We start from the raw sequence: 25,682 nt of genomic DNA, 5'->3' as shown, positions 1-25,682 counted from the left end.
CGGCAAAGCCGGGAGCGGGCGCATAAACCGCGCGATCGAGCCGGTGGCATTCATGCATCGCACGACTCCGGATACCCGCTTCACCTCCTTGGCGAGGGTCCGGCGAATCAATTGGTCCGTACACCTCAAGATCTGCTCAATTGCCTGTTGTTCGGCGTTGCCTGCTGTAATGCTCATGCCACGGCAGCCCTCACCGGGGGCCGCCCATTCAGGGGGTACATGTGTTGAAGATGCATGCTGCAGCAGTCATGACCGGTCTGCTGCTCATGGGAAGTGCGACACCGGCACTCGCGGGAGACCTCGATGCGCAACCGCCGGCCGCCGACTCGACGGCGCCGGTGACCGGGGTGGAGAGCGACAAGCCGCTGGACGAGGACCGTCCGATCACCGGCGAAGTCGACGGCCCGACGCTCAAGGAGCCCCAATCCTCGTCAGGCAGCCACTGCAGCGTGACCGGGGACTTCGTCCACATCACGAAGAACGTGAAGAACACGATGTCCGTCAAGTATTCGACGTACGTCACGAACAACAAGTCCTACGCGATCGATTACAGCTTCACCTCGCAGCGGTCGGGAACCACGACCATCGGCGCCTCCCTCACCATCAGCAAAGAGCTCAAGGTGAGGTGGCTCGGGCAAATCAAAGCCGAAGTCAACGTCAATGCCGCGAAGAGCTGGACGTCGTCACTGAACGTGGGGACCAGCGGCAAGGTGAAGGCCCACTCCACCGTGACCGGCGACTACGGAATCATGAAGGAGAACATCCAGGGTTACACGGCCACCCTGCACGGCGACTGCTCGGTGACCAACAAGAGGAACATGACGGTGTGGGCGCCCTACCGAGAGGGCTGGGAGATCAACTGACCCCGGTCGACCATGTGCGCGACCCCGGAATTCCCGCCGGGGCCGCGGCATCCCACCAAGGAGAATCCATGGGCCGCGGCGCCATCGCCGTCCCCGCGCTGCTCGTCGTGTTGCTCACGGCCGCCTGCACGGCAACCGACGACACCGCACCGCACGACGCCAAGAGCTCCCCCGCCGCGCGCTCCGGGCAGTCCGTCAAGCCCGTCAGGGGATCGGGACTCGACCTTCCGGCCGGGGCTCGGCTCCTCGTCCCCGTGACCGAGGGCACCGCGGACACCGACCTTCCCGCGTTCGAACCGGTGACGGACGCCTACACCGTCCACGCCAGCTGCTCGGGAGCGGGCACGGTGACCATCGTCGACCGCAAGCACCCGGACCAGGCCCCCAACCGCGTCAAGTGCGACGGGCCCATCACCATCGGACAGGTCTACACGGACCTCGTCGAACAGGCCTTGTCCGTGCACGTCAGCAAGGGTGCGGCGACCTGGAGGATAGCCGTCGTGTCCGGCACGCACCCCATGTGAGGGCACAGCCGCGAGCGCCGCACCTGCCGCCCTCAGGACCCCGCAGCTTCTGGTGAGGCCGTCCGACTCGGTGTCGGACGGCCTCAGCCGTTCCGCCGTCGTCGGCTCACCTCTGGGCCGCGTCCAGCAGCGCCGCCGCCGTGAAGAGCTCCACGCCGACGGTGATCGCCGACTCGTCGGCGTCGAAGTCGCCCTGGTGCAGATCGCGCACGGTGCGCTCACCGGGCGTGCGGACGCCCAGCCGGGCCATCGCGCCGGGCACCCGCTCCAAGTACCAGGAGAAGTCCTCGCCGCCGAGGCTCTGCTCGGTGCCCTCCACGGCCTCTTCGTCGCGCCGGGCGACCATGGCGTCCCGCAGCAGCGCGGTGACGTCGGCGTCGTTGACCACGGGCGGGACGCCCCGCACGTAGTTGATCTCCGACTTGGCCCGGTGCAGGTTGGCGACCTCGTCGATCGCCGCGACGACGATGTCCGGGGCCTGCCGCCACGCCTCGAGGTCCAGGCAGCGGACGGTCCCGGAGAGCTCGGCGTGCTGCGGGATGACGTTCGGCGCGTGCCCGCTCTCGATCCGGCCCCAGGTGACGGCGAGCCCGGCGCGCGTGTCCATGCGGCGGCCGACCAGCGCGGGCACGTCGGTGACGACCCGGGCGGCGGCGGTGACGAGGTCGGTGGTCAGGTGGGGGCGGGCGGTGTGGCCGCCGGGGCCGTCCAGGGCGATCTCCAGCCGGTCGCAGGCGGAGGTGATGGCGCCTTCCCGCAGTCCGACCTTGCCGGCGTCGACGCGGGGGTCGCAGTGCACGGCGATGATCCGCCCGACGCCGTCCAGCGCCCCGCACTCGATGGCGTCGGCGGCGCCGCCGGGCAGCACCTCCTCGGCGGGCTGGAAGATCAGCCGCACGGGCCGCGGAAGCCGCCCCTGCCGGTGCAGCTCCGCCAGGACCAGGCCGGCGCCGAGGACGACGGTGGTGTGCACGTCGTGGCCGCAGGCGTGCGCGCGGTCGGGCACGGTCGAGCGGTAGGCGCACTCGCTCTTCATGTCCGGGATGGGCAGCGCGTCGATGTCGGCCCGCATCGCGAGGACGGGAACGCCGTCGGCCCGTCCGTCCACCACCCCGATGTCACAGATGAGGCCGGTCCCGATGGCGAGCACGCGCGGCTTCAGCCCCGCCTTCTCGAGGCGGGCCTTGATCGCGGCCGTCGTACGGAACTCCTGGTTGCCGAGCTCGGGGTGCATGTGCAGGTCGCGGCGGAAGGCCACGAGTTCTGCGCGCAGCGCCTCCGGCAGGGTGCCGGGAAGGGCAACCCGCTGGGCATCGGGGAGCACGTCTTCCCCGGAAGGATCGGCCTCGGACTCTCGGGACATCAGTTGCTTCACCCTCTGAAGGGTAGGACGCCGGAGCGGTCGACCGACCTACGATCAACAAAACTTCAACCCGTCAGGCGAAGAAAAGTCGGCCGCGCGGCGCATGGCTGCTGTGGGGGGTGGGTAAACTCCGCCGATTTCGCGGTCGGCACCCACATTTCTTCCTTCCTCTCACGGATACCACGGACCACTGATGGCACGCCGTGCCTGTCCACGGAACGGGACCGATCCCGGAATCATCACCGCCACGCGGCGATTCCGCCACGCAGCGCGACGAACAGGCGTACGACGGGCACGGTGCCCTCATGGACAGGATGACGTGCGGCTGCGGTGAGGAGCGGATCCCCGGGATTCTGGCGAGAGGCATAGCGGCACTGACGCTGACCGGGCTGACGGTGATGACCGTCACGGTGTGTGCGCTCGGGGGTGTGGTGTGGGTGATCTCCTGGTGGCGGGACCGGGGGCGCACCGAGAGCGAGGAAAGCTTCTTCGACGGGTTCGGCCGTTGGGAGGAGGAAGAGGAACAGGACGAGCGGTGGCGTGCGCCCCCATGACGGACGCAGACCGGAACGTGGACGCAGGCGTGGACGTGGACATGCGCGTGGACGTGAGCGGAGACGAAGAGGCCGGCTTTCTTCGTGCCACCCGGGAGTCGTACGACGCCATCGCCGAGGACTTCGCCGAGGCCTTCCCCTCGGACGGGCTCGGGCGGCGGCCTCGGGACCGGGCACTGATCTGCGGGTTCGCCGAGCGGTCAAGGGGCGGGGAAGCGAGCCCGTCGCCGACGTGGGGTGCGGGCCCGGGGCGGTGACCGCTCTGCTGCACGCCGTCGACGTCCCCGTGTTCGGGATCGACGTCTCGCCGCGCATGGTGGCGCCGGCCGCCCGCACCCATCCCCGGAGTGCGGTTCCACGTCGGGTCGATGACCGCTCTCGACCTGCCCGACCGGAGCCTGGGAGGACTGCTGGTGCCGTAACAGGCGACGTTCGCCCCGTCGCGACGCCCGGCACGCTCCCCCACTGCCTCAAGGGCGTGGGAGGTGCCCCCACTCGCCGCACCGGACGAAGACCCAAGTACGTCCAGTACGAGGGCCTTCGGCCGGCACTCCCCCAGCCTTCGGCCCCGGGGGGGGGACCCCCAGAGCACGCACCGGACGCCGCTCCTTCACGGGCAAACGTTGCCTGTACTCCGTCATCCGCATACCCGACCGCCGACTCCCCGCCGTCCTCGGCGAGTTCCGGCGCGTCCTCGTCCCCGGCGGGTATCTGCTGCTCGCCTTCCAGACCGGGGACGGGGAGGAGCAGCACCTCTCGGAGCGGTTCGGGCGCACGATCTCGGACTATTACTGGCGGCGGCCGGAGGCGGTGGCCGACCTGCCGGCCGGCGCCGGGTTCGACGTGCGGGCCCGGGTCGTGCTCGAACCCGGCGAGGGGGCCGAACAGCCCCCGCGCCTTCCTGCCGGCCCGCAAGCCGGGCTGACAGCCCGCGGCCGCCCTCAGATCGCGCTCACCGCCGCCAGCCGGTGCACGTCCGTCGCCGTTCCCGTCACGCCGGACAGGAACCCCTGCGCTCTGGGCGAGGCGTGTTCCGTCAGCCAGGCCGGGTCGATGTCGCAGACGGCCACCCGGACGTCGGTCCCGGAGAGCGCCAGGGGCAGCGTGTGGACGACCGTCGACGGGAAGCTGAGCACCGTCCGGCCTATCGGGCCCCTGCGGGCGATCAGTTCCAGGGGGAGCTCCGGGCGGACGACCTCCAGACCCGTCTCGACCGCCAGTCGGTGGAGTTTGTCCGCGCTCTCGCGGCGGTGCGCGAAGTAGCGGGTGGCGCCGTGGGCCCTGGCCAGCGCCTGGACCGCCGCCAGGTAACGGTCGGCGTCCACCACCCCCGTCTCCACCAGCGAGGTGCCCACCATGTCCGCGCTCTTCGTCACACGCGGCGGGCCGAAGCGGTCGCGGGTCCAGGCGAAGTCGTTGGACGTGAGCGTGACGCCGTCGGGGGCCTCCTCTATCGGCATGGAGGAGAAGACCTCGACCCGGCGGTCGGCGCTCGGGGTGAGACGGCGGCGGGCCGCGCCGGAGACCGGGGCGAAGAGCACGTCGCGGGGGCCGGACCGGCCGCCCTTGCGGTGCCAGCGCACGAGGCGTTCGCCGCGGGCGAGTTGGCCCACGAACTCCATCGTCGCCGTGCCGTCGTCCACCACGACCAGTTCGCCGGCCCTGGTGATCGTCAGCAGCAGTTGGACGTAACGGGAGAACGGGTCGCCCATCACCATCCGTTCCGCGCGCCGCAGCAGCCGGGTGAGGCCGCCGATCGTGCGGAAGGGGGCGAAGGCGCCGCCGCGGGCCTCCTCCCAGCGGACCGTGTGGCCTTCCCTACGGGCCAGTTCGGCCATGCGGCGCAGCTGGCCGCGGGTCATCGGGTCGGTCGGGGACAGGACGACGAGGGTGAACCCCGCGCCGGGCTCCTCCTTCCGGTGGAGTTCCCGGGCGTGCGCCCACTCCAGGACGTTCAGGAGCTGCACCGGGCTCTCGACGAAGGCGAGGGTGTGGGGGGTGGGGCCGGTGTTCTTCCCGGCGCGAGGACTCATCGTCGGACGACCATCCCGTAAGGCACTCGGAGGGGTGAGCAGGTCACACGGCGACCGGTTCGCCCGCCGCCGCCGCGATCTCCGCCTCAGTGACGACGCCCGACACGCGGCGCAGCTTCTTCATGGGGGCGAGTTCGGAGTCGTAGACCTTCTTGACGCCGTCGCCGAGGGAGGCCTCGATGGTGCGGATGTCGCGGACGAGGCGGTTGAGGCCGCCCGGCTCGACGGAGGCCGCCTGGTCGGAGCCCCACATCGCGCGGTCGAGGGTGATGTGACGCTCGACGAAGACCGCGCCGAGGGCGACGGCGGCGAGGGAGGTCTGCAGGCCCGTCTCGTGGCCGGAGTAGCCGATCGGGACGTTGGGGTACTCCAGCTCCAGCGTGTTGATCACGCGGAGGTTGAGCTCCTCGGCCTTCGCCGGGTAGGTGGACGTGGCGTGGCAGAGCAGGATGTTGTCCGAGCCGAGGACCTCGACCGCGTGGCGGATCTGCTTCGGGGTGGACATGCCGGTGGACAGGATGACCGTCCTGCCCGTGCCGCGCAGGGCGCGCAGCAGTTCGTCGTCCGTCAGCGAGGCGGAGGCCACCTTGTGCGCGGGGACGTCGAACTTCTCCAGGAAGGCGACCGCCTCGGTGTCCCACGGGGACGCGAACCAGGCGATGTCCTTCTCCTTGCAGTACGCGTCGATCCGGCGGTACTCGTCCTCGCCGAACTCGACGCGGTGGCGGTAGTCGATGTACGTCATCCGGCCCCAGGGCGTGTCGCGCTCGATGTCCCACTGGTCGCGCGGGGTGCAGATCTCGGGCGTGCGCTTCTGGAACTTGACGGCGTCGCAGCCGGCTTCGGCGGCGGCGTCGATCAGCCGGAAGGCGTTGTCGAGGTCGCCGTTGTGGTTGATGCCGATCTCGCCGGTGACGTAGACGGGGTGACCGGGGCCGACGGGGCGCGAACCGAGGAAGCGCAGGCGGGAGTTGATGCTGCTGGTGCTCATGGCGGAACGTTCCTTACTTGGTGAGGGTGTCGAGGGAGTGGCCGAGGATCCAGCCGGCGATCTCCCGGATCGCGCCGTCGCCACCGGGGACGGTGGTGACCGCGCGGGCGGCGCCGCGTACGACGTCGTGGGCGCTCGCGACCGCCACCGGCCAGCCGACGAGGGCGAAGCAGGGGAGGTCGTTGACGTCGTTGCCGACGTAGAGCACGCGCTCCGGCGCGATGCCCTGTTCCTCGCACCACTGCTTGAGCGCGAGGTCCTTGCGGTCGATGCCGTGCAGGACCGGGAGCTCGAGTTTCCGGGCGCGGGCGGCGACGACGGGGTTCTGTTCGGTGGAGAGGATCAGCATCCGCAGGCCGCTGCGGCGCAGGGCGGCGATGCCCAGGCCGTCGCCGCGGTGGACGGAGACGAACTCCCGTCCGTCGGAGTCGATCAGCACCCGGTCGTCGGTCTGGGTGCCGTCGAAGTCGAGGACGACGGCGTCGATGTCGGAGGCGGTGGGGAGGGCGCCGGGGAGGTCCGCGTCGAGAAGCGGGGCGAGGGCGCGGGCCCGGGCGAGGTCGTGCGGGTCGTCGATCTCCAGCACCCGGGCGGGGTCGGTGCGGACGAGTTCCGTGCGGCCGAAGAAGCGGTGCCGGTGCTCGCGGAAGCCGGCCGCGTCCATCGCGTAGGCGGCGCCGGTCTCCAGGAAGTCCTGGGGGCGGTCCTGGCGGCGCGGGCGGTGGGTCTTGTCGTGGTTGACGCCGAAGCCGCCCTCGCTCACCTCGTCCGAGTGGCGCCAGAGGAAGCCGTGGAAGGGGGCGACGGTCACCGCGGTGTCCGCGCCCTGCTCGACGACCGCGCCGGCGACGCCGTCGACGTCCTCGCGGACGAGGAAGGGGCTGGTGCACTGGACGAGCAGGACGACGTCGACGGGCGCGCCGTGCAGGGCCTCGTGGGCGTCCATGGCGTGCAGGACGGCGGCCTCGGACGTGGCGGTGTCGCCGGCGAGGGCGGCCGGGCGCAGCACGACCTCGGCGCCTGCCTCGCGCGCCGCCGCCGCGATGGCGTGGTCGTCGGTGGAGACGACCACGTCCGTGACGAGCCGGGTGGCCCGGCACTCACGGACCGCCCGGGCGACCAGCGGCACCCCGCCGACGGGGGCGAGATTCTTCGCGGGCACACCCTTGGAGCCACCGCGCGCGGGAATCACGGCGAGCACGCGGCGCACGCCCGCTGGTGAGTAGGACATCAGCTCTTCTCCTTGACGTGAAAGACGGTGACTCACGGCGCTCCCTCCACCGACCGGCGAACGCGCACCACGGCGACGGTGCGGAACGGCGCCCGTCGGCGGCTCGCCCCAGCCGGACGGGAGACGGACCCCGCACGCCGGGCACGGCGGCGGACGGGTGCGGTGTCTCGGGCGTGGCGTGCCGCCGGAAGGTCCCCGCTCACAGCTCCCCCATCCGCCGGATCACCGGGGCCACCCGCTGCACCCCGTGGCGGTAGGCGCCCCGTGCCGCCCGGCGGACGATCTGGCGGACCGGGCCCGGGTCCTTGTCGGTGGACGGGGCGCCGGGGAGGGGGTTGCCGTCGGGGCCGAGGTGGTGGCGGGCGAGGATGCCGGGGAGGTAGCCGGGTGCGGTGGCGGGTGTGTAGTAGGGGGTCAGGGCCGGCAGGCCGCCGGGGAGGGCGAGCAGCTTGGCGATGCGTTCGCGGGCCACGTCCCACGAGGAGGCGTACGAGCCTCCCCCCGAGGGGGTACCGCCGGCGGCGACACCCTGGCGGGCCACCCAGTCCTCGTCGGGGGCGGGGCGGTGGCCGGCGTCGAGCTGGTCCCAGGAGGCGAGGCAGCCGGAGCCGACGAAGTGGTGGTTGCCGAGCGCCTCGCGCACCCCGAGGTCGGTGAGGACGACCGTGGGGATGCGGCGGTGCAGGGACTCCAGGGCGGCCGTCGAGCTGACCGTGACCATGAGGTCGGTGCGGTCGAGGACCTCGCCCATGTTTCCGTACACCAGGCGGAAGTTGGGCGGCAGCCCGTGCTTCTGCGCCAGCTTCTGGTAGGGCAGCTCCTCGATGTGGGTGGTGTGTTCACCCGGCTTCGAGCGGAGCTTCAGCAGCACCTCGCGCTCGGGGTGCAGCCGCGCGTGCTGCACCAGCCGGTTCAGCAGGTAGGTACGGTCCCTGCGGTTCTCCGGAACGGAGGGCTGCGCGGCGAAGACGACCGTGTAGGGGTCGTGTTCACCCGTGTACGGGGCACCGCCCAGGAACGGCAGGGCGACCTCGGTCACCGACGAGGCGTCGGCGCCCACCCCCTCGTACACGGCGCGGAAACGTTCCGCGTCCTGGCGGGAGTTGGCGAGGACGAGGTCGGCGCCGTGCCGCAGCAGCAGACCGTCGGCGAGCTTCTCGTAGACGACGCCGACATAGCCGGTGACGACGACGGGCCGCTCGCTCCGGCCCTCCCCGTCGCCCTCCCAGATCCGCTTGAGGCCGTGCAGGATCGCCTGGACGCCGCCGCCGACGAGCGCGAGGACGAGGACGTCGTACGGGGTCCGCGTCATGGCGCGCAGGAACTCGACGGCGGTGACCTCGCGCAGGGAGTCGGCGCGCACGCCCACCTCGGCCAGCTGGCGCGGGGTGGGGGTGGCCCGGCCGCGCAGCAGGAAACCGTCCAGGACGGGGGCGGGTTGCGCCTCGCTCCCGGATCCGGTTTCCATGGACGGCGCGATCCGCGTCGCGGTCAGCGCACCCCATTTCCATCGGGTGTCGGAGTCCGCGAGGACGGCAATCCGTGGGGGGTTCGCAGTACTTGCTGGCACGGCAACGACGCTAGAAAGCAAATCCCTGGCTTTGCCCAACCCCCACTCAACGGGAAGTTAACAACGCGCCACCGAACACCGAACTGGCCCGTCAACCGCCTTCGGGAACACGGGGTGCACTATTCCGACACATCGATTTCACCCCCTGTCTCCGCAACGGAAAGTTCCGCCGCCGGACGCCCTTCTAGGGTTTCTCAGGTGCCAAAGCTTTCTGTGATCGTGCCGTTCTACAACGTCCGCCAATTCGCACCGGACACCCTGAGAAGCCTTCATCTGAACGCCAGTCACGATTTTGAGTTCGTACTGGTCGATGATCATTCAAAGGATGAAACTCCCGCCATTCTCGAACAGGCGGTCGAGGGGCTTTCGAAGGTCGCCCGGGTACGTTATGTCCGCCATGAGGAGAACGGCGGTCTCGCCACCGCACGCAATACGGGCCTCGACGCGTCCCAGGGTGAATACCTGACGTTTCTGGACGGCGACGACTGGCTCGCCCGCGGTCACCTGGGCCGGCTGGTCGCGGCGATCGAGGAGCTGGGCTGCGACTTCGTGCGCACCGACCACGTCCAGGCCACCGGCCTCGCCCGCACGGTGGTCCGCCACCCGCACGGGCTGCGCGGCGAGGTCCTCGACCCGCGCGGGGCGATCCTGCCCGCCGAGCGCTCCACGTCCGTCGACTACGCCTACGCCTGGGCCGGCGCCTACCACCGCCGCCTCCTCGACCGCGGTCTGCTGCACTTCACCGACGGTCTGCGCACCGCCGAGGACCGGCCCTGGATCTGGAAACTGCACCGGGAGGCGGAGTCGTTCGCCGTGGTGAACCTGCACGGCGTCTTCTACCGCCGCGGGGTCGCCTCCTCCCTCACCCAGATCGGCGACGTCCGCCAACTGGACTTCATCCGCGCCTTCGACCAGGTCATCGAGGAGACGGCCGCGGACCCGGACGCCGACCGGCTGCTGCCGAAGGCGGTGCGCACGTACTGCGCGATCATCGCCCACCACCTCGCGGAGACCGACAAGTTCGAGCCGGCCGTCGCCAAGCAGCTGCGCACGATGAGCGCGGCCGCGATCAAGCGGATGCCGCAGGACCTGCTCACGGACGTCCTGGACCGGATGGACCTGCGCCGCTCCTCCAAGCTGCGGCGACTGCGCCGCCAGATCACCTCCGCCAAGGCGGCCGCCTGATGACGAACACAACTCCCGCCACGACCGGCGCCACGAGCCGCACCACGCAGATCTTCTGCGCCTCGACCCTCTACGGCGCCGCCACCCTCGCCGCCGCCCTCGACGCCGACTGCTTCACCGCGTCGGACCGACGGCTGCTGCTGGTGTGCAACAACGCGACGACGCCGGAGACCACCCCGGCCCTCGACGAGATGCCCGGCTTCGAGCCGCTGCGGGACCGCTTCGACGAGGTGCTCTCCTGGAACGAGGCCATCAGCCCCTTCCACCCGAGCACCTGGTCGCCGCGCCCCGACGACGTCCCCCTCTTCGAGCGCTATCTGCGGCTGCTCTGGGGCCTCGGCGACGACCGGGTGGAGATAGTCCTGGAGTCCATCCAGGTCAACCCCGCCCAGGCCGTCGCCCAGCTGTTCCCGGGGGCACCCGTCGCGGTCTACGCCGACGGGCTGATGAGCTACGGGCCCACCCGCAACAAGCTCGACCCGCTGATCGGCACCCGTGTGCGGCGGCTGCTCCACCTGGACCTGGTGCCGGGTCTCGTGCCGCTGCTGCTGACCGAGTTCGGGGTGCCCGCGCGGACCGTGCCGACGGCCGCGTTCCTGAAGGTGCTGGGCCAGGTCGCCGACTCCGTGACCGGCCTGCCGCCGCTGCCCGACGACTGCGCGCTGCTGCTCGGCCAGTACCTGTCGGCGCTGGAGATCCTCTCCGTGAAGGAGGAGGAGGACCTGCATGTGCGGATGCTGCGGGGCGCCGTGGCCCGCGGCCACCGCGCGGTCGTCTTCAAGCCGCACCCGAGCGCCCCGGCCCGCTACAGCCGCGCCCTGGAGACCGAGGCGGAGCGGCTCGGCGTGGAGCTGACGGTCCTGGAACTGCCGGTGCTCGCCGAGGTGCTGTTCGACAAGGCGCGGCCCGCGCTGGTCGCCGGCTGCTTCTCCACCGCCCTGTTCACCGCGTCCGCCCTGTACGAGCTGCCGGTCGCCCGGGTGGGCACCGAGTCGCTGCTGGAGCGGCTCGCCCCCTACCAGAACAGCAACCGGGTTCCCGTCGTGCTGGCCGACGCGCTGCTGGCGGACCTGGAGGACCGCGAGGACGAGAAGCCCGTCCCGCCGGAGACGCTGACCGATCTGGTCGAGACCGTCGGCTTCGTGATGCAGGCTCAGCTCCACCCGGGCCTGCGTCCGGTCGCCGAGCGGTATCTGCGCACCCGGCTGGGCCCGCGCACCAAGCGGTACTTCAAGCGCAGGAGGCTGACCTCGCTCGGGCTGCCGGGCGGCATCCCGCAGCGGCTGTCCTTCCTGCCGCACAACTCCACCGCACGCCGGGCGGTGCAACGGGCGCGGGCACTGCGCAGGACGGTCCGCCGGATGACATGACCTCGACGCGGGACATTCACCGGGTGTTCCTTTTGGGTTCCGCACTCCGGGGAAACGGTCGTATTTCATTCACAAAAGAAGGGCGACTTCCCGCTGCCCCAAGTACCCGGAGTGGACTGGTACATCGATGCGCATCGCTGTGTTTGTCGAGAACCGAAACGGCGTCGGCCTCGCCGCTGAGATCATGCGCGCCCAGGGTGCCGAGGCCCACTCGTTCCTGCTGGTCACCGCCGACCGGGACGGAAACGTCGCGGCATGGATCGAGGAAGAGGCCACGGCCCGTTTCGACGGCCTTGCGGCACGCAATCTCTTCACGGTGGACGAGGCGCTCAGCGACGCGGAGTTCCTGGAGGAACTCGGGTACCGAATAAGCGCGTTCGCAGATGCAGAGCGCATCGACCGGCTGGTGTTCTTCAACGACCAGTCGCAGCGCGGCCGCCGGGTCGCCGGAACCCTCGGCCGCACCGTGCCGCTGATCCTCGTTCAGGACGGCCACCTCGACTTCCACTTCAAGAAGACCGACGCCGGACTGCACGACCAGAACTGGTACTACGGCTCCTCCTCCCCCGCCGCCGTCTGCGTCTGGGGCCCGGCAACCGCGCACCACCTGCTGTTCCGCTCCGCCGACGCCGACCCGCCCGTCCACGTCACCGGCGCCCTCGGGCACAGCGACGACCCGGCCCTGCTGCGGGCGGCCCGCTCCACCACCCACCGGCACGCCAAGGACCCCGGCGAGCCGCTGCGCATCGTGGTGCTCGACCAGCCGCTGAGCAACCAGAACAAGCTCTCCCGAGGCGACCACCGCGAACAGCTCACCGAACTGTGCGCCGCGCTCACCGGGTTCGGCGAGGTGGAGATCAAGCCGCACCCCTCCACCCTGGACGGCCATCTCACCTGGCTGCGGACCCTGCCCGACGTGACGGTCCTGGACGAGAAGGCGCTGCTGGACGCCGAGCGGCTCGACGGTTACGACCTCGCGGTCACCTTCTTCTCCACGACCTACCTGCAGACCCTGCGGGCGGGCACCCCGCTGATCCTTTTCAGCCCGCCCCCGCTCGACATCGTCTTCCCGACGATCAACCACCCGCTGCTGCGCAACGTGGGCACCGTCGGAGAGCTCGTCGACGTGGTCGCCGACCTCCAGCGCTCGGGCAAGTTCCCGGCCAACGTGCACGGTGAGCCCGTCGAGCACTTCATCGCCTTCCAGGACGACGTCCCCGAGCGCGTCCTGCGCCTCGTCGAGCAGGCCTCCGTGCCCGCCGAGCCGCCGGCCCCGCGCTGGGCGTCACCCGACGACGACGGACGCGCCGGTCTGTCCCGGGCCGAGCGGGCGCTGCGCGCCGTGCGGGGCCGGATGGACCGGCCGCGCTCGCTGGCCGTGCTGGGGCTCGGCTTCTCGTACGTCACCGGCGTGGCGATCCCCGTCCTCACCTACACGCAGGCGCTGCTCGCGCAGAGCCCGGTCGACGTCCGCTACTTCGACCTCGGGGCCTACAGCCGCGCCGAGGACGTCCTGGCGGACCTGGCGGGCGCCGAGGTCGTCCTGGTCAACAGCCTCGCCCCGTTCTGGCGGTCCGCGCTGGCCAACGAGTTGGTGCAGGCACTGCAGGACCAGGGGAAGTCCGTGGTGCTGTACGCCCACGAGACCGAGTACGTCATGAACTTCGAGGGCGGGCAGCACACGCTGCGCCACCAGGAGATGCTCAGCCTGATGCCGCGGCTGAAGGTGCTGTGCGTCTCGACCGCCCAGGCCGACATGTTCCGCCAGCTGGGGGTGAGCGACCCGGTCGTGGTCTACAACACCGTCCCGCGCGACACCCACCGTGCGCGGGCGAGACGCACACCCGGTGAGCGGCCGCGGATCGTGATGGTGGGCTCCATGCAGGACCGCAAGGGCCTCGACCTGTTCTCCCGGGTCGCCGAACTGGCCTACGGACAGGGGCTGCCGTGGCGGTTCGCGTGGATCGGACACAAGACGTGGCGCATCGGCGCCTCCACGCTGCTGTCGGACCGCGTCGAGTGGATGGGAGCGCTCTCCCGCGACCGCGTGCGGGAGGAGCTGGCCGCCTCCGACGTGTTCTTCCTGTCCAGCGTCGACGACCCGATGCCGCTGTCGGTGGTCGAGGCGGTGCAGCAGCGGCTGCGGACCGTCACCTACCACCGGGTCGGGTCCCGGGAGGTGCTGGAGGGCGTCCCCGGCTACCGCTCCTTCTCCGAGTACACGCCCGACGCGGCGCTCGACGCGCTGCGCCGGGTGCTGGACGAGGAGGTCTCGGAGACCGGGTACAGCGACGTCGAGGAGCTCTTCGACATCCCCGCCTTCTCCGCCCGGATGACGACGGCGCTGGGGCTGCCCGGGCCGGGCGAGCCGGTGCGGCACCGGGACACCGACGACGGTTCGGAGGCCGACGGAGAGTCACCGGACGTCGACGGTTGGCCGAACGCCCGGTTCTCCGCCGTGCTCGCCCGGCACGGCAAGTACCTCGCCGAGGACTTCACCCGGCACTTCGACGCGGGCAGGCACGACGACGCGCTGCGGGTGGGCACCGAGATCCTGCGCCGCAGACAGCCGGTGGACGTCCTCATCGGCATGGCGGAGATACGGGCCCGGCGCGGCGAGTCGGAGGAGGCGTGCCGGCTGCTCTCCGCGGCGGCGATCGCGGGCGGCGACCGCGCCCGGGTCTGGACCGAGGTCGCGCGGGTCGCGAACCTGCTCGGCCCGCGCGGCCGGTCGATCCGGCAGCTCGCGCGCAAGGAGGCGGTCCGCGTCCAGCTCGGCAACCACTCGGCCCGGCTCCTGAAGTCGGACTGAGCACACACCAAGGCCCACGGGCCACTGCGAGGGGTACCCAGCATGACCGAGACGGTCGTGACCACGTCCAAGGCACAGGCACGACCCGTCTCGGTGGCGCCGCCACCGAGACGCCGGGAAGGCCGGCTCCGGGCCCTGGACGGGCTGCGGCTGGTCGCCGCGCTGATGGTGGCGGTGTACCACTACGCGGGGCGCGGCGGTGACGTCACCAGGGCGTGGGGGAGTTCGCCGAAGGCGCAGTTCCCCACGCTGCACCAGTTCGCCGCCTACGGCTGCCTCGGTGTCCAGGTCTTCTTCGTGATCAGCGGGTTCGTGATCTGCATGAGCGGCTGGGGCCGGCCCCTGCAGTCGTTCGTCGCCTCCCGCGTGTCCCGGCTGATGCCGGCCTACTGGGTCGCCGTCCTGCTCGTGACGGCGGTGTTCGCCCTGCCCTCGGTCGTCTACGAGGCCGTCTCGCCGAGCGACGCGCTGGTGAACCTGACCCTGCTTCAGCAGCCGCTGGGCGTCGACCGGGTGCTCGGCGTGTGCTGGACGCTGTGGGTGGAGATCCGCTTCTACGCGCTGTTCGCGGTGTGTGTCGTCCTGCCGGGGGCGAACCGGCGGCGGGTCGTCATGTTCTGCGCGGGCTGGACGCCGGCGGCCGCGATCGCGCAGGCGGCGCACCAGCCGCTGCTCGACCTGGTGGTGATGCCCGAGTACGCGGCGTTCTTCATCGGAGGCATCGGTCTCCACCTCGTCCACCGCGACCGGCGGGACGCCTACGCCTGGGGCATCGTCGTCGTCAGCTTCCTGATCGGCCAGCACTACGCGGTGCGCGGCCTGTGGAACGCCTCGGACCCGAACGCCTTCGCCCACCGCACCACAGTCGGCATCGTCCTGGTGGTCGCCTTCGCTTTCGTGGCCGTCGCGGCGATCGCCCTGGGCCTGCTGCACTGGGCGAACTGGCGCTGGCTGACGGTGGCCGGGGCGCTGACGTACCCGTTCTACCTGGTCCACGAGCATCTCGGCTGGGTGGTCATCCGCTTCCTGCACCGGGGACTGCACGTGCCGTCGGCGGCGACCTTCGCCCTGACCGTAGCCTCGATGCTGGTACTGGCCTGGCTGCTGAACCGGTTCGTCGAGAAGCCGCTGACCCCGAGACTGCGCACGGCGCTGGCCAAGGCACGCTGAGAGGTGTTCACCGGACGTTCAGCCCGGGGAAAGTTGGCCGCGCGAGCAGCGAGCAAGCATGTCTCATGGCGAACACACAGCAGACGCAGGCCTGCGCACACCCCGGTGAGCTCGAGGACGTACGGGGCTGGTTCCCGCCCCTCGACCAGGTCCTGTTCACCTGGTTCCTCGACCGGCAGGAGGCGAAGGGGGTACGCGGCGACCTGCTGGAACTCGGCGCGTACCTGGGCAAGAGCGCGATCCTCCTGGGCCGGCACCTCGGGGACGGCGAGCGGTTCACCGTCTGCGACCTGTTCGGGAGCGAGGCCCCGGACGGGGCCAACCGGGCCGAGACGGCGAAGTCGTACGCGTCCCTGACCCGGCAGGCCTTCGAGCGGAACTATCTCTCCTTCCACGACACCCTGCCGAGGGTGATCGAGGCCCCGAGCTCCGTCATCTCCACCGAGGTGGACCCCGGCACCTGCCGCTTCGTCCACATCGACGCCTCACACCTGTACGAGCACGTCCGCGACGACATTTCAGCGGCGCGCGAGATCCTGCGGCCCGACGGCATCGTCGTCCTCGACGACTTCCGCTCCGAGCACACGCCGGGCGTCTCCGTCGCCGTGTGGGAAGCGGTGCTCAACGGCGGACTGCGCCCGGTCTGCCTCAGCACCCAGAAGCTGTACGGCACCTGGGGTGATCCCGAGCCCCTCCAGGAGGAGCTCATCGCCCTGTTCGAGGAGCGCAAGGACTGCGGTCTGAGCGTGCAGTCGGCCGCCGGGCACCGCCTGGTCCGTGCCCGCGCCCAGGGCATGAAGCCGCCGCCCTTCCCCCGCTCCCGGCACTACGTGGAGCCCGCGCCGCGCCCTGCCGCCCCGGCACCCGTGCGCCGGTCCTCCCGCGCCCGCCGGCTCGCCGCGGACCTGCTGCCGCCGATCGTCACCCGAGCCGTACGACGGCGTTTGCGGGCCGCGTCCTAGGACGCGGCCCGGCCGTCCCCCGGAACGCGGCGCGTCACACAGGTGAAGGGCAGGCGCGCCCTCCGGGCATTCGTGAGATTTATTACCAAAATGCATGAATGCGATCACGTTGGAGAAAAGCCGCGGTCCCCGTGCTGCCGGTCCTCGGCCTCACCGCGCTCGCCGGCGCCCCCGCCCAGGCGGACCCACCGGCCCCGACCCGGCAGGTCGACTACCGCGGACACCGGTTCACCGTGCCGGGCTCCTGGCAGGTGGTGGACCTCGCCGAGAACCCGGCCGCCTGTGTGCGGTTCGACCGACACGCGGTGTACCTGGGCCGGCCCGGGGCGGACCAGGACTGTCCCAGCCACGCGGTGGGGCGTACCGAGGCGCTGCTCGTCGAGCCGGACGGCAACACGGCCGCCGAGCAGGGCACCGTGGCCGAGCCGGCCAAGCGCCAGTACCGCGCCCGGGCCGACAAACTGACCGTCACCGCCACCTACGACACCGACCCCGAACTCGTCCGCACCATCCTGTCCGGCGCCGAGGTCCCGGCGGCGGCCCCCCGCGTCCAGGAGTTGTCGCCCGCGCCCCCCGAGGCCGCACCCGCCCTGCCGGCGAGCGCCACCTACCACTCGGGCAAGGGCTTCGACACCTGCACCGCCCCTTCCTCCCGCGCCATGAGCACCTGGCAGGACAGCTCGCCCTACAGCGCGGTCGGCATCTACATCGGCGGCTCGAAGCGCGCCTGCAGCCAGCCCAACCTGACGGCCTCCTGGGTGCGGCAACAGGCGGACGACGGCTGGCGGTTCGTACCGCTCTACGTAGGCACACAGGCCTCCGGCATCAGCTCGCCCACGGCCCAGGGGGCGAGTGCGGCCGAGGACGCGGCGGGCGACGCCGCCGCGCTGGGCTTCGGTCCCGGGGCGATCCTGTACTACGACATGGAGGCGTACTCCGCGTCGTACACCGCGAAGGTGCTGGCCTTCGAGGAGGCCTGGACGAAGGAGCTCCACGCCCGGGGCTACCGCTCCGGGTGGTACAGCAGCAGCGGTTCGGGCATCAGCGACCTGGTCGACCACTACGGCGAGCGCACCATGCCGGACGTCATCTACAACGGTCTGTGGAACGGCCTCGCGGACACCCTGGACCCGAGCGTGCCCAGCCCCTTCTGGGCGGACCACCAGCGCATCCACCAGTACTCCGGGAACCGCCGCGAGACCTGGGGCGGCACCACGATCAACATCGACCAGGACTACCTGGACGTCCGGCTCGCCGCGGACCCCGTACCGGACGCGTCGTCGACTCCGTGGCTCGCCTCGATGCCCGCGATCACCAGCGCCAGGCCCTCCTCGAAGTGGCGGTCGTAGTCCTCGAAGAGCTCCGCGCCCGCCTGGGCCGACAGCGGGAAGTCGGCCATCAGGCGCGCCCGCTCCGCCACGTCGTACCCCTCACGGCGCTCGCCGGGCAGGGGCTGGACGCCCTGTTCCTCGGTGACGAAACCGAGCGTGTAGAGGTACGTCGTGCCCGTCGCACGGACGGCCCGGGCGATGCTGAAGCCGGCGGCCGTGAACAGGCGCAGGTCGTCCTCCATCTGCTCGGCGTGCACCAGGCCGGTGAAGCGTGAGCCGCTGAACACCTTGGCGCCGTCGCGGTAGCCGAGCAGCGCGGCGCGCAGTCCGCGGTTGGACTTCAGCAGCCGCTCCTGCCAGCTGTCGCCGGGATCGAGGGCGGTCCCGGCGACCATCCGCCAGTACATCTCGGTCGCCATCTCGTCGAGCAGGGCCTGCTTGTCCTTGAAGTGCCAGTACAGGGCGGGCGCCTTGACGTCCAGCTCACGGGCGATGGCGCGCAGGGTCAGGCCCTCCAGGCCGACCTCGTTCAGGAGCTTCAGGGCGGTGTCCGCGACCCGCTTGCGGTCGAGGGGGGCGCGTCGTTCGGTGCTCACACTTGACAGCTTAACGCCGTTAAGGCCACTCTCGTGGGAGACGGCACTTAACGGCGTTAAGGAGAGTTGCGCGGATATGGACGTGGACGTGCTGATCGTCGGCGCGGGCCCCACCGGCCTCGCCCTCGGCATCGACCTGGCCCGACGCGGGGTGGACGCGCTGGTGGCGGAACGGGGCGAGGGCCTCGCCCCCGGCTCACGCGGCAAGGGCCTCCAGCCCCGCACGATGGAGGTGTACGAGGACCTCGGCGTCCTCGACGAGATCCTCGCCGCCGGCGGCCCGAGCCCGGTCGGCATGATCTGGCAGGACGGCAGGCAGGCCGGCGAGCACCGGATGTTCGACCCGGCGAAGGACGGCGAGGAGGGCTCCCGCTTCACCGCCCCCTGGATGGTCCCGCAGTGGCGCAACCAGGAGATCCTGCGGGCGCGTCTGGCGGAACTGGGCGGGACGGTGGCCTTCGGCCGCGAGCTGGTGCGGATCGAGCAGGACCCGGACGGCGTGACGGCACACTTCGCCTCCGGCGAGCCGGTCCGCGCACGGTACGCGGTCGCCGCGGACGGCGGCCGTTCGGCGATCCGCCGCGCGCTCGGCATCGGCATGACGGGCGAGACGGTCGACCCGGACCCGCTCCTGGTGGCGGACGTACGCATCACGGGTCTCGACCGTGACTGGTGGCACGTCTTCCCGCCGAGCGGGGAAGGCGCGGGCTTCGTGGCGATCTGCCCGCTGGCGGGCACGGAGGACTTCCAGCTGGTGGCCCAGTTCCCGGAGGGCACGGACATCGACCTCTCCCTGGCCGGCATCCGCAAGGTGCTCGCCGAGCGCACGCACCTTGCGCCCGAGGACGTCACCGAGGTCCGCTGGTCCTCGAACTTCCGCCCCCGCGCGGCCCTGGCGGACCGCTTCCGCGACGGCCGGATCCTCCTCGCCGGGGACGCGGCGCACGTCCACTCCCCCGCCGGCGGCCAGGGCCTGAACACCAGCGTCCAGGACGCCTACAACCTGGGCTGGAAGCTGGGCGCGGTACTGGGGGGCCGGGCGCCGGAGACACTGCTGGACACCTACGAGGAGGAGCGCCGCCCGGTGGCAGCGCACGTCCTCGGCCTCTCGACGGCGATCCACCGCGCGCAGGCGAAGCGCGGCGCGACGACCCGCCAACTGGGCCTGAACTACCGCGACTCGTCCCTGACCGAGGAGACCAGGCCGGCCCCCGGTTCCCTGCGCGCCGGCGACCGCGTCCCCGACCTGACGGTGGACGGCGTCCGTCTCTTCGACCGGCTCAGGGGCCCGGAGTGGACGCTGCTGAGGCTGGAGGACGGGGTGTTCCTGGTCCGCCCGGACGGGTACGTGGGCTGGGCGGGCGAGACGGAGGAGGGCACGGAGAAGTACAGGGCTCGAGTGGGTGCCTAGTCGTCACCGTCGAGGAGGGTGTCCACGGCGAGGTCGAGGGTTACGCCGACGGACTCGGGGACGGGGACGTCCTGACCACGCTTGAAGCGCTGCGGCACGTCGTACTTTCCGTCGACCGGGTTCTGGTAGAGCAGCACTTCGTCGTGCTTCCGGTCGACCACGATATAGACGGGAATTCCGGCCTCGGCGTAGGACTCGACCTTGGGGCCGAGGTCGTCGGACCAGTTCGAGGACGTCACTTCCACGACGAGGCGGAAGACATTCGGGGCATAGCAGTTCTTCTGGACGAGGGCGTCGCGGAAGTCCTCGTCGACGACGGAGAAGTCGGGGATCGAGTAGTCGTCGGCCAGGGTCGGCAGCCACAGGCCGATGCCTTGGACGTACCTGAGCCCGGCCTTCCGTGCCCCCGCCCCTCCGAATGCTTCGACGAGCCAAGTCAACGACAATGCATGCGAGCCGTCCGGCGGCGGTGTCACAGTGAGCCTCCCCTGGAGAATCTCCACGCGGTGCCCAGGCAGTGCACGGGAGAGCAGGTCGGCGGCTTCGCCCAACGTCAGCTCGTGTTGCAGTACAGCCACGGCATCCTCCTTTTCAGGGCTCACACTTCACGAGCGTATCCGGGAACGGGTGGCTTCCGCCCTCGATCACCCATTCGGAGGAATTGGCCGGTTCAGAAGGCATCCGAAGGAACGTACGTCCCCCAAACCCCCCGCAGCGCGTTGCAGACCTCGCCCACCGTCGCCCGGGCCCGCAGGGCGTCCTTCATCGGGTAGAGGACGTTGTCCTCGCCCTCCGCCGCCTTCTTGAGGGCGTCCAGGGCCGCGTCCACCGCCTGCTGGTCGCGCTCCGCGCGCAGCTTGGCGAGGCGTTCGGCCTGCTGGGCCTCGATGGCCGGGTCGACACGCAGGGGCTCGTAGGGCTCCTCCGTGTCGAGCTGGTAGCGGTTGACGCCGACGACGACCCGCTCGCCGGAGTCGGTCTCCTGGGCGATCCGGTACGCGCTGCGCTCGATCTCGCTCTTCTGGAAGCCGTGCTCGATGGCCGACACCGCGCCGCCGAGGTCCTCGACCTTCCGCATGAGCTCGACGGCCGCCGCCTCGACGTCGTCGGTCATCTTCTCGACGACGTACGACCCGGCGAAGGGGTCGACGGTCGCCGTCACGTCCGTCTCGTAGGCCAGGACCTGCTGCGTACGGAGGGCGAGGCGCGCGCTCTTGTCCGTGGGCAGCGCGATCGCCTCGTCGAAGGAGTTCGTGTGCAGGGACTGGGTGCCGCCGAGGACCGCCGCGAGGCCCTGCACGGCGACCCGGACCAGGTTCACCTCGGGCTGCTGGGCCGTCAGCTGGACGCCCGCCGTCTGCGTGTGGAAGCGGAGCATCAGCGACTTGGGGTTCTTCGCGCCGAACTCGTCCTTCATCACCCGCGCCCAGATCCGGCGCGCGGCGCGGAACTTCGCGACCTCTTCGAGGATCGTCGTCCTCGCCACGAAGAAGAAGGACAGCCGGGGCGCGAAGTCGTCGACGTCCATGCCCGCGGCCACCGCCGTACGGACGTACTCGATGCCGTCCGCGAGGGTGAAGGCGATCTCCTGCGCCGGGGACGCGCCCGCCTCCGCCATGTGGTAGCCGGAGATCGAGATCGTGTTCCACTTCGGGATCTCGGCCTTGCAGTACTTGAAGATGTCGGCGATCAGCCGGAGGGAGGGCTTGGGCGGGAAGATGTACGTTCCCCGCGCGATGTACTCCTTGAGCACGTCGTTCTGGATCGTGCCGGTGAGCTGGTCGGCGCTGACGCCCTGCTCCTCGCCGACGAGCTGGTACATGAGCAGCAGCAGGGCCGCCGGCGCGTTGATCGTCATCGACGTCGAGACCTTGTCCAGCGGGATCCCGCCGAACAGCACCCGCATGTCCTCGACCGAGTCGATGGCGACGCCGACCTTGCCGACCTCACCGGACGCGATCGGCGCGTCGGAGTCGTGGCCCATCTGGGTGGGCAGGTCGAAGGCGACCGACAGGCCCATCGTGCCGTTGGCGATCAGCTGCTTGTAGCGGGCGTTGGACTCCACCGCCGTGCCGAAGCCCGCGTACTGGCGCATGGTCCAGGGGCGGCCGGTGTACATCGAGGGGTAGACGCCCCGGGTGAACGGGTACGAGCCGGGCTCGCCCAGCTTCTCGGCCGGGTCCCAGCCCGCCAGGTCCTCAGGCCCGTACACCGGCTCGATGGGCAGTCCGGACTCCGACTCACGCGTCATTGGTGTGATGCCTCCCGCTGAGCAATTACCCGTCAGTACAGTCCGACCCTTCGACGGACTGTATCGGCGCGCGCGCACCCGGTGGAGGGGAGCGCGCTGGGAGCTTCCTCACAGAGTGATTGCGGTCCCGGTCACAACAATGCCGGTCCGTTCGCAGGGCGTCATCCGGGGGGAACATCCAGGCATGCGGATGCGGAGATCGATCGCCGTCCTGGCCGCCGCGGCGGCCCTGGTGACGGTGTGCGGCGGCTGTAGCGTGCAGACCCCGGAGACGGACGCGGACGGGAAGGTGCGCTCACCCGCCCCCGCCGACGTCGGCCCGACGACCACCACCCCGGCCTCGGCGTCCGCCCCGGCGTCCGCCCCGACCAGGACCACCACCGACGACAGGCCGAGCGGCGCCCCGGCCACCAGTGCCCCGCCCGCCGCCGTCCTGTGGTCCCGCGGCGACACCGGGCGCGAGGTCCGCGAGCTCCAGGCCCGGCTGCGGCAGGTCGCCTGGCTCTACGACGGTCCCACGGGCACGTACGACGACCGCACCGAGCAGGCGGTGAAGGGCTTCCAGGGCAAGCGCGGGCTGCCGAGCACCGGGAGGACGGACACCGTCACCTGGCAGCGGCTGCTGGGGATGACGCGCGAACCGGGCGAGTGGGACCTGTATCTGATGGGCGGTCAGCCGGCCGCCGCGCCCGATCCCCGGTGTCTGACCGGGCGGGTGCTGTGCATCGACAAGACGACCCGGACCCTGCGCTGGATGATCGACGGCCGGACCGAGTCGACGGTGTCGGTCCGCTTCGGCTCGCAGTACACGCCCACCCGGGAGGGTGTCTTCCACGTCTACTGGAAGTCCCGCAACCATGTGTCCACGCTCTACCACTCGCCGATGCCGTACGCGATGTTCTTCAGCGGCGGGCAGGCGGTGCACTACTCGGCCGACTTCGCGGCCCGCGGTTACGCCGGCGCCTCGCACGGCTGCGTCAACGTCCGGGACGAGGCGGCGATCGCGGATCTCTTCGCGCAGGTGAGGAACGGCGACAAGGTCGTCGTGTCCTGGTAGGAGCTGAGGGCGCGGGCGGGACCGGGGGAACGTGTCCCGCCCGCGCCAGGCGCACGAGCCGAAGGTACGGGGGGAACCCCGGCTCAGTGCAAGGGCCGATGACCAGTCGGCTCACTTGTTACTGCGCCCCGGCCGCCGAAAACGTCACACCCCCCGCGAAAAAACTTCAGCGATCTACGAAGTCGCAGGTCGGAGCGGGGTCGACTGCCGCCCGTCAGAGGGATGAGACGGAGGCGAGGGAGGCGCGAGAGGTGCGCGAGCCGTGCGAGGGGGCGGTACCCGTGGGGTGCAACGGAGCCGGGTTCCGAGGGCCGGGTGCGTCCAGTGCCCCGGCAGGCAACGTCTGCCCGTCGAGGAGCGCGTCCGGTGCGTGCTCCCCGCGTGCCGGCCGGAGGCCCTCGTACCGGACGCACCCGGGTCTTCGGCCGGTGCGGCGAGTGGGGGCACCTCCCACGCCCTTGGGGCGGTGGGGGAGCGTGCCGGGCGTCGTGCGCGCCGGGCGTGGCGACGGGACGAACGTCGCCCGTCGGGGCGCTAGGAGGGCGCGTCGGCGCCGTGGTGACGGTGGCCGTGACGGCCGCTTGCGTCGCTTCCGCCGGAGGTGCTGCCGTGGCGTCCGTGATGGCCGCCGCCGTCACCGCCGCGGTCGTGGTCACCGTCGTCGTCGGTGTCACCGCCCCGGTCTGACGTGCCGTCCGAGCCGCTCGGTCCGGCCTGTCCGGTCTGTCCGCTCAGTCCGGCCTGCCCGCCCTGACTCCCGCGGTCCCCCTGGCCTTTCCCGCTGCCGCTGCCGCTGCCGGTGCCGGTGCCGGTGCGGCCGTCGCCGCCGGAGTTGCCGGTGCCGTCGAGGACACCCGCGCAGTACTTCGGCACGCGCTTCGAGCCGCCCGCCAGTTTCTCCAGGGTCCGGCGGCGCTCGGTGTCCAGGATCTTGCCGGTGCGCAGGTCGCGGCAGGACGAGGTCACGCCGGTCGGCCAGGTGCCGCGGAGGTCGGGGGCGGCGGTGGTGTCGTCGCCCGCGCCGCCGTTCCCGGCTCCCCCGCCGGCCTCGCTGCCGGTGTCCCCCGTACCGCTGTCCGGTGTCGCCGAGGGCGCGTCACCGCCCATGGCGTCCGGCTTGGGGGAGACGAGCGGACCGTCGGGGAGCGCGGGCGCCGAGACGGCGGGACGCGCCGGTTCCGCGTCGTCGAACGGGGTCGGCAGCACGCCGGTCACCGCCGCGGCCCCGCCGACCATCCCGACGGCCAGCGCGGCGGCCAGCCCCATCCGCACGGGCCCACTCCACCCGCTCCACCGGGGACGCCTCCCCGCCGCCTCCCGGCTCCGGCCGTCTCCGATACGGACCAGCCCGGCGTCTGCGACGTCGGCTCGGCCCGCAGGCTCGGCTCCGCCCGCGGGCTCGGCTCGGCCCGCGGGATCCGGCCGGTGGGCCGTGAGGTCGGTGCGGTCCGCGTGAGCCTTGCGGAAGGCGGCCAGGGCCGCGGCCTCGCCGGGAAGTTCCTCGTCGGCGGGCAGGGGCTCGGCGGCGAGCGCGGACAGCGCGCCCAGCGTCGTCGCGAGCCGTTCGGCCTGTTCGCCGGCCGCGCCGTCGACAGCGTGGTCGAGTGACTCACCGCGCAGCAGACGCTCCGCCGTTTCGCGGTCGAGCCACCTGTCCTGCTTGTCGGCCATCACATGTCCTTCTGCGTCCGCGTGCGCCCATGCGTCACACCTGCGGACGTCACCGCGCGTCGGCGCGGGCCTCGCTGCGGCGGCAGTGCGTCGAGCGCGCCGGCCTTCTCCGGATCCTCGCCGAGCAGTTCGGCGAGCTTCTTCAGGCCGCGGTGCGCGGCCGTACGTACGGCGCCGGGCCGCTTGCCGAGCGTCTCGGCGGCCGTCTTGGCGTCCAGGCCCATGACGACGCGCAGGACGACGGCCTCCGCCTGGTCCTGCGGCAGCCGGGCGATGAGGTCGAGGGTGCGGCCGGTGGCCAGCGCCTCGATGGCCTCGCCCGCGGTGTCGGACTCGGCGGGCCGGCCGGTCAGCTCGGTCTCGTCGCCGCCGATCGCGGGGCGCCGTCCGCGCATGCGTATGTGGTCCAGGGCGCGGTTGCGGGCGATCCGGGCGGCCCAGCCACGGAAACGGTCCGCGTCCCCGCTGAACCGCTCCAGGTCACGGGCGATCTGCAGCCAGGACTCGGAGGTGACGTCCTCGGCGTCGAGGTCGCCGACGAGTGTGCGCACGTACCCGAGCAGCCGCGGGTGCACCGTGCGGTACACAGTCCGGAACGCGGTCTCGTCCCCGTTCTGTGCCGCGAGCACCGCGGCCGTCAACTCCGCGTCGTCCCCCACGTCGTGGTTTCCTCGGTCGATGGTTCGCGGTTCGTGGACCGCAGGTCGTTGCGGTGGTCTGCCGCTTCGCCGTCCGGC

General features: G+C 71.4%; 22 protein-coding genes. 12 read left to right on the top strand and 10 right to left on the bottom strand.

Going from position 1 to position 25,682, the window contains the following annotated elements; genetic code table 11:
- The first annotated feature begins 230 nt into the window (after positions 1-230).
- Positions 231-863, top strand: coding sequence for a hypothetical protein (locus OG289_RS31565; RefSeq protein WP_327317440.1), 633 nt, complete (start codon positions 231-233; stop codon positions 861-863).
- A gap of 68 nt (positions 864-931) precedes the next feature.
- Positions 932-1,387, top strand: coding sequence for a hypothetical protein (locus OG289_RS31560; RefSeq protein ID WP_327317439.1), 456 nt, complete (start codon positions 932-934; stop codon positions 1,385-1,387).
- A gap of 106 nt (positions 1,388-1,493) precedes the next feature.
- On the opposite strand, the gene OG289_RS31555 is transcribed toward OG289_RS31560, so the two are convergent.
- Entirely contained in the window at positions 1,494-2,750 is a 1,257-nt protein-coding gene (locus tag OG289_RS31555; protein ID WP_327317438.1) for an amidohydrolase, read from the bottom strand.
- Between the two features lie 305 nt (positions 2,751-3,055).
- On the opposite strand from OG289_RS31555, the gene OG289_RS31550 reads away from it, so the two are divergent.
- Positions 3,056-3,304, top strand: coding sequence for a hypothetical protein (locus tag OG289_RS31550; RefSeq protein ID WP_327317437.1), 249 nt, complete (start codon positions 3,056-3,058; stop codon positions 3,302-3,304).
- Positions 3,301-3,561 carry a hypothetical protein gene (locus OG289_RS31545; RefSeq protein WP_327317436.1) on the top strand — a complete coding sequence of 87 codons (261 nt, stop codon included), beginning with the start codon at positions 3,301-3,303 and terminating at the stop codon, positions 3,559-3,561. Before OG289_RS31550 ends, OG289_RS31545 begins: the two co-directional genes overlap by 4 nt.
- Before the next feature lie 684 nt (positions 3,562-4,245).
- On the opposite strand, the gene OG289_RS31540 is transcribed toward OG289_RS31545, so the two are convergent.
- The 4 genes from OG289_RS31540 to OG289_RS31525 form a co-directional block, all read right to left on the bottom strand.
- Complete coding sequence (locus OG289_RS31540) at positions 4,246-5,337, bottom strand: hypothetical protein (RefSeq protein ID WP_327317435.1); 1,092 nt, start codon at positions 5,335-5,337, stop codon at positions 4,246-4,248.
- 43 nt (positions 5,338-5,380) lie between these two features.
- Positions 5,381-6,328 (bottom strand): N-acetylneuraminate synthase family protein, encoded by a 948-nt coding sequence (locus tag OG289_RS31535; protein ID WP_327317434.1) that lies wholly within the window; start codon positions 6,326-6,328, stop codon positions 5,381-5,383.
- A 13-nt stretch (positions 6,329-6,341) separates the two neighbouring features.
- Positions 6,342-7,559 (bottom strand): N-acylneuraminate cytidylyltransferase, encoded by a 1,218-nt coding sequence (locus OG289_RS31530; protein ID WP_327317433.1) that lies wholly within the window; start codon positions 7,557-7,559, stop codon positions 6,342-6,344.
- A gap of 199 nt (positions 7,560-7,758) precedes the next feature.
- Positions 7,759-9,129 (bottom strand): DUF6716 putative glycosyltransferase, encoded by a 1,371-nt coding sequence (locus OG289_RS31525; RefSeq protein ID WP_327317432.1) that lies wholly within the window; start codon positions 9,127-9,129, stop codon positions 7,759-7,761.
- 198 nt (positions 9,130-9,327) lie between these two features.
- Here OG289_RS31525 and OG289_RS31520 point away from each other — a divergent pair, with 198 nt between their 5' ends.
- From OG289_RS31520 to OG289_RS31495, 6 genes are all read left to right on the top strand, one after another.
- Positions 9,328-10,314, top strand: a complete 987-nt coding sequence (locus OG289_RS31520) for a glycosyltransferase family 2 protein (RefSeq protein WP_327317431.1) — start codon at positions 9,328-9,330, stop codon at positions 10,312-10,314.
- Positions 10,314-11,684 carry a polysialyltransferase family glycosyltransferase gene (locus OG289_RS31515; RefSeq protein WP_327317430.1) on the top strand — a complete coding sequence of 457 codons (1,371 nt, stop codon included), beginning with the start codon at positions 10,314-10,316 and terminating at the stop codon, positions 11,682-11,684. The genes OG289_RS31520 and OG289_RS31515 overlap by 1 nt, the downstream gene beginning before the upstream one ends.
- Positions 11,685-11,811: 127 nt before the next feature.
- The gene (locus OG289_RS31510; protein WP_327317429.1) at positions 11,812-14,496 is read left to right on the top strand and encodes a glycosyltransferase family 4 protein; all 2,685 of its coding nucleotides are present in this window, start codon (positions 11,812-11,814) and stop codon (positions 14,494-14,496) included.
- 42 nt (positions 14,497-14,538) lie between these two features.
- Positions 14,539-15,666, top strand: a complete 1,128-nt coding sequence (locus OG289_RS31505) for an acyltransferase family protein (protein ID WP_327317428.1) — start codon at positions 14,539-14,541, stop codon at positions 15,664-15,666.
- Between the two features lie 65 nt (positions 15,667-15,731).
- Positions 15,732-16,628 carry a class I SAM-dependent methyltransferase gene (locus tag OG289_RS31500; RefSeq protein ID WP_327317426.1) on the top strand — a complete coding sequence of 299 codons (897 nt, stop codon included), beginning with the start codon at positions 15,732-15,734 and terminating at the stop codon, positions 16,626-16,628.
- 98 nt (positions 16,629-16,726) lie between these two features.
- Positions 16,727-17,977: a DUF1906 domain-containing protein gene (locus tag OG289_RS31495; RefSeq protein ID WP_327317425.1), complete on the top strand. Its 1,251-nt coding sequence runs from the start codon at positions 16,727-16,729 to the stop codon at positions 17,975-17,977.
- Here the strand turns inward: OG289_RS31495 and OG289_RS31490 are convergent.
- Entirely contained in the window at positions 17,863-18,555 is a 693-nt protein-coding gene (locus tag OG289_RS31490; RefSeq protein ID WP_327317424.1) for a TetR/AcrR family transcriptional regulator, read from the bottom strand. The two genes, OG289_RS31495 and OG289_RS31490, sit on opposite strands and share 115 nt — an antisense overlap.
- 76 nt (positions 18,556-18,631) lie before the next feature.
- On the opposite strand from OG289_RS31490, the gene OG289_RS31485 reads away from it, so the two are divergent.
- Entirely contained in the window at positions 18,632-19,966 is a 1,335-nt protein-coding gene (locus OG289_RS31485) for an FAD-dependent monooxygenase (protein ID WP_327317423.1), read from the top strand.
- Here OG289_RS31485 and OG289_RS31480 read toward each other — a convergent pair.
- Both OG289_RS31480 and OG289_RS31475 read right to left on the bottom strand, forming a co-directional pair.
- Positions 19,963-20,544 carry a Uma2 family endonuclease gene (locus tag OG289_RS31480; protein ID WP_327317422.1) on the bottom strand — a complete coding sequence of 194 codons (582 nt, stop codon included), beginning with the start codon at positions 20,542-20,544 and terminating at the stop codon, positions 19,963-19,965. The two genes, OG289_RS31485 and OG289_RS31480, sit on opposite strands and share 4 nt — an antisense overlap.
- Before the next feature lie 92 nt (positions 20,545-20,636).
- Positions 20,637-22,217: an acyl-CoA mutase large subunit family protein gene (locus OG289_RS31475; protein WP_327317421.1), complete on the bottom strand. Its 1,581-nt coding sequence runs from the start codon at positions 22,215-22,217 to the stop codon at positions 20,637-20,639.
- 184 nt (positions 22,218-22,401) lie between these two features.
- Here OG289_RS31475 and OG289_RS31470 point away from each other — a divergent pair, with 184 nt between their 5' ends.
- Positions 22,402-23,274 (top strand): L,D-transpeptidase family protein, encoded by an 873-nt coding sequence (locus OG289_RS31470; RefSeq protein WP_442818983.1) that lies wholly within the window; start codon positions 22,402-22,404, stop codon positions 23,272-23,274.
- A 534-nt stretch (positions 23,275-23,808) separates the two neighbouring features.
- Here OG289_RS31470 and OG289_RS31465 read toward each other — a convergent pair.
- Positions 23,809-24,945, bottom strand: a complete 1,137-nt coding sequence (locus tag OG289_RS31465) for a hypothetical protein (protein ID WP_327317420.1) — start codon at positions 24,943-24,945, stop codon at positions 23,809-23,811.
- Entirely contained in the window at positions 24,945-25,604 is a 660-nt protein-coding gene (locus OG289_RS31460) for an RNA polymerase sigma factor (protein ID WP_327317419.1), read from the bottom strand. Before OG289_RS31460 ends, OG289_RS31465 begins: the two co-directional genes overlap by 1 nt.
- Between the last annotated feature and the right edge of the window lie 78 nt (positions 25,605-25,682).

The sequence above is a fragment of the Streptomyces sp. NBC_01235 genome, assembly GCF_035989285.1.
Lineage (GTDB): Bacteria > Actinomycetota > Actinomycetes > Streptomycetales > Streptomycetaceae > Streptomyces.
This window is presented reverse-complemented; position numbering and strand designations above follow the sequence as displayed.